Source organism: Roseimarinus sediminis, from assembly GCF_050433125.1.
GTDB lineage: Bacteria > Bacteroidota > Bacteroidia > Bacteroidales > Prolixibacteraceae > Roseimarinus > Roseimarinus sediminis.
Genome location: NZ_JBNPXV010000029.1, coordinates 1 through 7,778 on the forward strand (window position 1 = coordinate 1; position 7,778 = coordinate 7,778).

Annotated in this window: 4 protein-coding genes; 1 reads left to right on the forward strand and 3 read right to left on the reverse strand. The window is 39.8% G+C overall.

Annotated elements, in window-relative coordinates; genetic code table 11:
- A partial coding sequence (locus tag FHS86_RS18890; protein WP_429417407.1) for a hypothetical protein occupies positions 1 to 186 on the forward strand: 186 nt, incomplete at its 5' end.
- Positions 187 to 414: 228 nt separating this feature from the next.
- On the opposite strand, the gene FHS86_RS18895 is transcribed toward FHS86_RS18890, so the two are convergent.
- Genes FHS86_RS18895 through FHS86_RS18905 form a run of 3 tightly spaced genes read right to left on the reverse strand, consistent with a single transcriptional unit; the run spans position 415 to position 7,060 of the window.
- Complete coding sequence (locus FHS86_RS18895) at positions 415 to 3,123, reverse strand: response regulator (RefSeq protein ID WP_429417562.1); 2,709 nt, start codon at positions 3,121 to 3,123, stop codon at positions 415 to 417.
- Between the two features lie 11 nt (positions 3,124 to 3,134).
- Positions 3,135 to 3,569, reverse strand: coding sequence for a response regulator (locus FHS86_RS18900; RefSeq protein ID WP_429417564.1), 435 nt, complete (start codon positions 3,567 to 3,569; stop codon positions 3,135 to 3,137).
- The gene (locus tag FHS86_RS18905; RefSeq protein WP_429417567.1) at positions 3,566 to 7,060 is read right to left on the reverse strand and encodes a PAS domain-containing sensor histidine kinase; all 3,495 of its coding nucleotides are present in this window, start codon (positions 7,058 to 7,060) and stop codon (positions 3,566 to 3,568) included. Before FHS86_RS18905 ends, FHS86_RS18900 begins: the two co-directional genes overlap by 4 nt.
- Positions 7,061 to 7,778 lie beyond the last annotated feature (718 nt).

The following is a 7,778-nucleotide window of genomic DNA, read 5'->3' on the forward strand; positions in this document are numbered from 1 at the left end:
GTCAACATCCTCCCCAGTCTACATCTTACACTTTTCGAAGCTACTACGGGTTCACGCCTTAAGCATTGCGGCTTGGTAACTCAATCCAAAGAACTCTTGAGTAAGCCTCGCGACTTAAACAATCTTTTTCATTACTGCCCGAACAGTCAATTCGACAGATGGGAATTAAAAATCAGCGCCAGCTAATTAGATCAGCCTTAGCTGATTGCACCCATTGAAGTAAATACGCTTCACGGCGTACCAACGGTTACCTGTATGTGGTGTAGCCGATTGCGGGCTACTTTCCTGTCAAACCGAGATGAAGTTGATGGGGGTAAAAAGCCTGCAATTACCCACAAAACCGGCTATGACATATACAGATTGTTATAGCCATGTGCTTTATTTCCTGTCATTTAATCGTATGTTTAATAAGGATTATTTCCCGAAATACTTTTGTATCAATGTCTGTAATTTAGTTTTGTTTATTGGTTTCGAAATGTAATCATTGCAACCGGCTTCAATTGCTTTTTCCCTGTCACCAGACAGTGCAAAAGCGGTTTGTGCAATGATAACCACTTCCTTGTTAAATTCCCTTATTTGGCGGGTGGCTTCGTAACCATTTATCCCCGGCATTTGAATATCCATCAGTATTAAATCAATATCTTTATGGTTTCGGCAAAGTTCAACCGTTTCAATTCCTGTTCCCGTTTCAAGTAATTCAGCACAATAATCTTTTAAAATCAAAGAGATATAATTCCGAGATGTCTCGTCGTCTTCGGCAATTAGTATTTTAAGTTTCCTTTTTGTCGGCTTTTCTTTTTTGTTCTTAACTTCATTGGACAATTCTTTTTCAATATCTGTTTTTTTGTTTTCAATCTTACTAGCTGGCAGGGTAAAATAAAAGGTTGAGCCTAAGCTTTCTTTACTTTCCACCCAAATATTTCCTCCCAACATTTCGACATATGATTTTGCAATGGCGAGGCCCAAACCGGAGCCTTCGAAAACCCTTGTGTCTGCAATATCTGCCTGCATAAAACGTTCAAAGATTGCATTCTGCCTGTGAACCGGAATTCCTATACCGGTATCTTTAACGTAAAATTCTATTTCTGTGTCTTTCATTCGGCAACCAAGGTTAATCGTTCCAGAATCGGTATATTTTATGGCATTTTTTATAAGATTGGTAAGAATTGAATCCAGTTTATTCTGGTCGGTTATCAGCTTTTTCGCAGAATCAGGTAACAACTCATTTAAATTTAGTTGAAGTCCTTTTTTCTCCGCTTCCGGTTTAAAAAAAACGACTAATTCAGCAATGGTTTTATTTACATCTGTTTCCTTTTGAACAATTTGTACAATTCCAGCTTCAATTTTAGAGATTTCAACAATATCGGTCACCGTATTTAACATGCGTTGCCCGCTTTTATGTACAATTTCGATATAATGTTCCTTTTCTTTACTGTTTAAATCGGGTTCCAAAAGTAAACTGGTAAAGCCAAGTATCCCATTCATGGGTGTACGTATTTCGTGGCTCATGTTGGCGAGGAAAGCCGATTTTAAACGGTCGCTTTCTTCCGCTTTTTCTTTGGCAATTTTTAAATCCTCGATAAATTTTTTCCTTTCTGTAATATCTTCTTTAACGGCCACAAAATGCGTAATTCTTCCCTTTGGGTCTACTACGGGAGAGATAGTTGACTGAGTCCAGTATAAATCCCCATTCTTTTTACGGTTACACAATTCACCAGACCAATTATTACCAGCTGATATCGTTTCCCATAATTCTTTATAGAACTTATCAGTGTGGATGCCTGATTTCAGAATACTTGGTTTTTTGCCAAATACTTCATCTGCAGAATAACCCGATAGGGCTGTAAAACCTGAATTTACATATACAATATTTCCATTACTGTCGGTAATATTTAATGAAACAGGACTTTGTTCAATAGCCCTTGTATATAGCTTTAATTTGTTTTCCGTCTGTTTTCGTTCATTAATATCATTGGCAAGTACAAGCCGTGCATTTTTCTCGTTGTATTTTATTCTGTGAGAAATGATTTCAACCAGAAAAATCTCCCCATTTCTTTTTTTATGCCTCCATTCACCGGAGAAAGTAAATTCGTCTGCACTTTGCCTCACATTTTCATATAATTTATCAATATCTTCCTGAGGCCTTATGTCTTTAAGTGTCATGGATAAAAATTCATCCCTGCTGTATCCATATTTTACAGTGGCAGCATGGTTTGCTTCCAAAAACCGGAGGGTCTCCAGTTCATACACCCACATGGGGTGGGGATTGCTTTCGAACAAAAGCCGGTATTTTGTTTCGCTTTCAGCCAAAGCTATTTGCTTACGCTTTAATTCGAAATGTTCAAAAGCTCCCGAAATGAGCGAAGGAAGACGGGTAAGGTAGTTTTCACGTTTTACAAGATAATCACTGGCTCCAATCTTAAGCGCTTGAACTGCAACTTCTTCATTTCCATGCCCGGTAACAATAATAATGGGAACATCTAGTTTGCGTTCCTGCCTGATTTCCTTGATAAATTCCAGGGCACTCATTCCCGGCAACCTGTAATCCATTAATATTACCTGGTAATTCCATTTTTCAGGTTCTGTTTCTTTTTCTGGTAATATTTTCAAAGCAGCTTCCCCTGTAGGAACATTTTTCGTTCTAATGTAAGGTGCGTAACGGCTCAAATAACGGTTTGTCAAATCAACATCCGCAATATTGTGTTCTATGTGAAGAACATGGATTATACATGATTCCCTTTTTTGAATGCTCTTATGGTTATCGATGGCAAATTCAACCAGTTGTGGAATTTTGGAAACATATCCCGATTGTTTCACCATATAATCGTCGGCGCCGGCTTTAAGCGCAGCAGTTGCAATTTCCTCGTCGCCAGAACCGGTGAGCATGGCCACCGCCATGTCCAATTGTTTTTGCCTGATTTCCATTAAAATATTCATCCCGTTTCCGTCGGGGAGTTCCATATCAAGCAAAGCAATATCAAAATTTTGCTGTGCAGAGAGAGATTCCCTGGCTTCCTGAAGTGTTGTAACATGTTCAACTTCGCAGTCAGGGAGGCTTTTTTTCAATGCGCGCAGTGTTAGTCCCGCATCGGATTGGTTGTCTTCAAGCAATAATATTTTCATAATCTTATATTTTATTCACCATCTGCCCGGTTTAACACCCTCCAGTAAAGGTCGATTTGTTTGGCCACGTCCAGAAATTTTTCAAAATCAACCGGTTTTACAATATACGAATTTGCGCCAAGCTGGTATGCTGTGTGTATATCGGAATGTTCAGAAGAGGTGGTAAGCACCACCACCGGAATGGTTTTAAACTGTTGATGGTTCTTTAAAACTTTTAACACTTCCAGCCCGTTTACTTTGGGCATTTTTAAATCGAGTAATATAACCACGGGCCGGGGTTCTCCCTTTTCCCATTTTTCAATAAATGTCAACGCCTCTTCCCCATCGCGGGCTATCAGTATGGGATTATCGAGTTTTTGCGATTTGAATGCCCGTAGGGTGAGGTCCAAATCCAGCGGATTGTCTTCAACCAGTAAAATGGGTTGGTTGCGGTTTAATTTATTCATATCGATTTGTTTTTTTGAATTTCAATAAAAAAAACTGAGCCTTTTCCCGGAACACTTTCAGCATGGGTTTTTCCGTTCATTCGTTGTGCTGCTTTTGCCACCATGGCCAGCCCGATACCTGTGCCTGGAAAATCTTCGGCACGGTGCAGGCGCTGAAATATTTCAAAAATCCGGTCGTGATATTTCATATCAAAACCAACTCCGTTGTCTTTTACAGCAATAATCCAGTTTTCAGGATTTTCGCTAAAATTTATTTCCAGTTTGGGATTTGGTTTTTCACGGGTAAATTTAATGGCATTTTCAATAAAATTCCGAAGAATAATGGTAAGCCCGGTGGAATCGGTAAAAATTTCCACATCAGGAATGTTTATAACAACTTCAAACCGGCCTTTTTTTATTTCATCACCGAAATTTGAAACCAGCTTTTCGGTAAATGATTTCAGAGCTATCTTTTCCTGTTTGAAATGGCTGCGTTCGAGACGTGAATAACTAAGCAAATCTTCAATAAGAAGGTTCATCTGAAGTGTGGAGCTGCGAATGGTTTTTATGAAATGGGAAGCTTCTTCATTCAGGCTATCGCCATATTCATCGAGCAGTAGTTTGCTGTAGCCATCAATGCCCCGCAAAGGCGCTTTCAGGTCGTGCGATACTGAGTAGGTAAAGGTTTCCAGTTCCTTATTCACTGCATGTAATTGCTGCGTACGACGTTTTACACGGTCTTCCAGTTCGGTATAAAGCTGAATGTTTTCGATAGCCCGCGCTGCAGCATCGGCCAGGGTTTGCAGCAACTGCATTTCAATTTCGGTGGGTGTGTAGGTTTCTTTCCAGTAATTTCCGATAGCTCCAATTGGTTCACTGATATTTATCGGGACCATAGCCAGGCTTTTTACAAAAGTGGGGCGGTAAACGTCTTTCGGAATCCGTTCATCGCCAAACACATCTTCAATAACAACTGATTTTTTGTTTTCCATTACCCAGCCGCTTATACAGGAATGCATGGGAAATTTTTTCCCTTTCCACAGGGGTTGAATGGCATCCTCGTTCACATAGAAGCAGTTGTCGTTTTCCCTGAAAACCAGCGTGGCCCCATCGGCGCCAATAAGTTTACGAGCTGACTTTGCAACAATATCCTGCACCGTATCGAGTGCTGTTGCCGCTGCCAGTTGCTGAACGGAGCCAATCAGGATTTCGAGGCGCTGGTTTAGTTTTATAATTTCCAGTTCCTTTTTCTTTTGTTCGCTTATAACTTCCAAATAAAGTATAATCCCACCGATTAAACCATCAGCTTCGTACCACGGTCGGCACTCCCAGCGGGTCCAGTCGAAGGTGCCATCAATTCTATGAAACATATCTTCATCAGCTCTTGAAACAATGCCCTGTAAGGCCTTTTGGTGTATTTTTTTCCATTTTTCAGGAATTTCAGGAAAAACCTCATAATGTTGTTTCCCAATAATATTCTTGTCTTTTACCCTGTATTCACTTAAAAAGCGCTGGCTTACATATAAATATCTCAGATTTGTGTCGAGAACAGCAACGGATGTCTGATTATGCTCGATTATGTATTTCATTAAATCATGGGAATGAGAAAGGGCTTCTTCTGCCTTTTTTCGTTCTGTAATATCCACAAAGGTTACTGCACATTGTTTCGGACCAGCTTTATAAGCAGAAACAGCATAATAATATCCTAATAGTTCTGAACCTTGTTCGAATTGGATTGCTTTTCCAGAGAGGGCAACTTTGGTGTAGGTGCCAATCCAGTCGGCTTCATCCTGCTCAATTCCTGGCAATACCTTTGTAAGATTTCTTCCCTCTGCATCCTTTAAATTTAAACCAGTTGTTGCTTCAAACCCTTGATTTGCTGCAACTATCCTAAGGTCAACCGGCATATCTTGCTTATTTTGAACAACTTCAAAAAGTACAAAACCGGAATTCATATTTTCAAAAAGCGTACGATACTGTTCTTCACTTTCTCGTAGGGCTACTTCTGCTTTTTTGCGTTCAGTTATATTTTGAGCCAGTACCGCAATATCTTCTTCCATAGGCACAATAACGAGGCGCAGCCAGGTGGGCTCCGAAACAACCTCTCCCACATATACCTCTTCCAGGATTTTTGGTTTTCCTGAATTCGCTACATCAATGTAGGCTTCAAATATAGCGGTATCTTTATGAGTAGGGAAAAGGTCGAGCAGCCGTTTGCCTTTTACCTCTTCGGGATTAGTACCGTTAATACGTGCGATGGTCTGGTTCTCGTACACCCAGGTAAAATCAATGATTTCATTTTTCTCGTTTCGCAACGGATGGAGTATGGTGAAACCATCGGGAGAAAAATCCTGTGCCACCCTGAACCGTTCTTCGCTTTTGCGAAGGGTTTCTTCGGCCTTTTTACGTTCGCTAATATCCTCTACACTTGACCAGATATATCTTTTATTATTCTTTTTAAATATTAATCCCTGCAACCGAACAGGCACCAAATGACCTTGTTTATGAATATATTCCTTCTCATACGGTCCGTATCGCCCTGTTTTTTCCAGCAGCTCAAGTTGCTTTCTTTCCTGTTCAGCATATTTTTCAGGGGTAATGTCCCAATAGGATAATATTTTAACATTTTCAATCGAACGGCCAACTATAGCTGCAAAAGCAGGATTAACATCAATCAATTTGCCATCCATGCTCGTTAAGGCCAAACCTATGGGGGATTGTTCAAACAAGGTACGGTTATAATTCTGACTTTCTTTTAAGGCTTCTTCGGCCTCCACCTGTTCGCTAACATCGTGAATAATCGAGTGTAGATAATCCTTTCCGTCAATTTCCACCTTGCCGCTGTAAATTTCCACATCGCGCACTTCGCCACTTGCCAACCGGTGTTTAAAACGGAAATAGATTCGTTCGCTTTTCCGGGCTTTCTCCATTTCGGCTGCAATTTCAGATGGAGAAAGCGTGTTGATGTCGTCAACGCACATCGTTTCGATTTTGCTGCGTTTCCATCCGTAAAATTTTTCGGCAGCTTTGTTGGCGGCAACAATCAGCCGTGTTTCCGGGTCGATGAGCAGCATTACGGCCAGGCTGTTTTCAAAAATAATACGGAATCGCTGTTCGCTTTTTTGGAGGGCTTCTTCGGCCTGTTTTTTCTCAGTAACATCCTGCACTGTCGAAATCATAAGGTTTTGCTCAAATAGCGGAATGTTTTGGGCATTTATAATTCTTTTTTCCCCGGATTGTTTTGTTATTTCAATATCTTCCCAGTGCATTCTTGAAGAGTCTCCCGAATCAATGTCTTTCATAATCCGGCGCTGAATCTCTGCCCGGTATTTTTCATCCGGATAAACCTTTTTAAAAAAATTGGAAATGTCAACCAAGTCATCCTTTGGCCATCCATAAATGTTTACAAACTCATTATTTATATACGTTGCAGTTCCTTCTTCAAATTTATTCACTGCCACACCAAGCGGAATTTTGTCCAATACGGTTTCAATAAACTTGTTGCGTTCCAAGAGTTCGAAGCTTAACTTGTTTTTTTCCGCTGATAAGTTTCGTAATACTGTTTTTTGTTCTTCCAGTTGATTAATATATTTTACTTTTTTGTTTATCTCCCTGTAAATTAAGACAAAAAGCAACACGGAAGTTAAAAAGACAAAACCAAGACCTTTGTACGACTGGATTTCGTTGAGACGCTCTACAGATGCAGAATCTCCTATAATCTGCAAAATCAATCTGTCAGAAAAAACAATGTAGATTGAACTTACAATAAGAAAGATGAGGGAAATTTTAAGCGCACTATACAGTTTAGATTTCATACTGCCAGATTAAGTTTAGAATCAGTTTTTACCGTTTTATTTTGGCCGGTTTTGCCAGTTGTTATGCTGATTTTTTGTCGATTTTAAATCCAAGCTGGCTCGCATTTCGTTAAATTTGGCAACAGGTTCACCTAATGTGATAAACAGTGATTTTCATTTGTTGTAATCCCTCATGTAAAAAATAAAAGCCTGCATTTGTTTTTGTTAATCTTTCTTTACGAAATTACTAAAAATAAAGTTTGTTGTACAGTCTTTTTCAGCATTGGCTAGTAGAGTAGAGCCTGATAGCTCATTCAAAATTTGCACTTATAAATGTACGCATTCTGGATAAACTATCAGTGCCCCCTGCATCAAACCGTACGTGAACTATTCGCTCATACGGCTTACCGATAGAGTTCTTCCTGTAGCTTTCGCA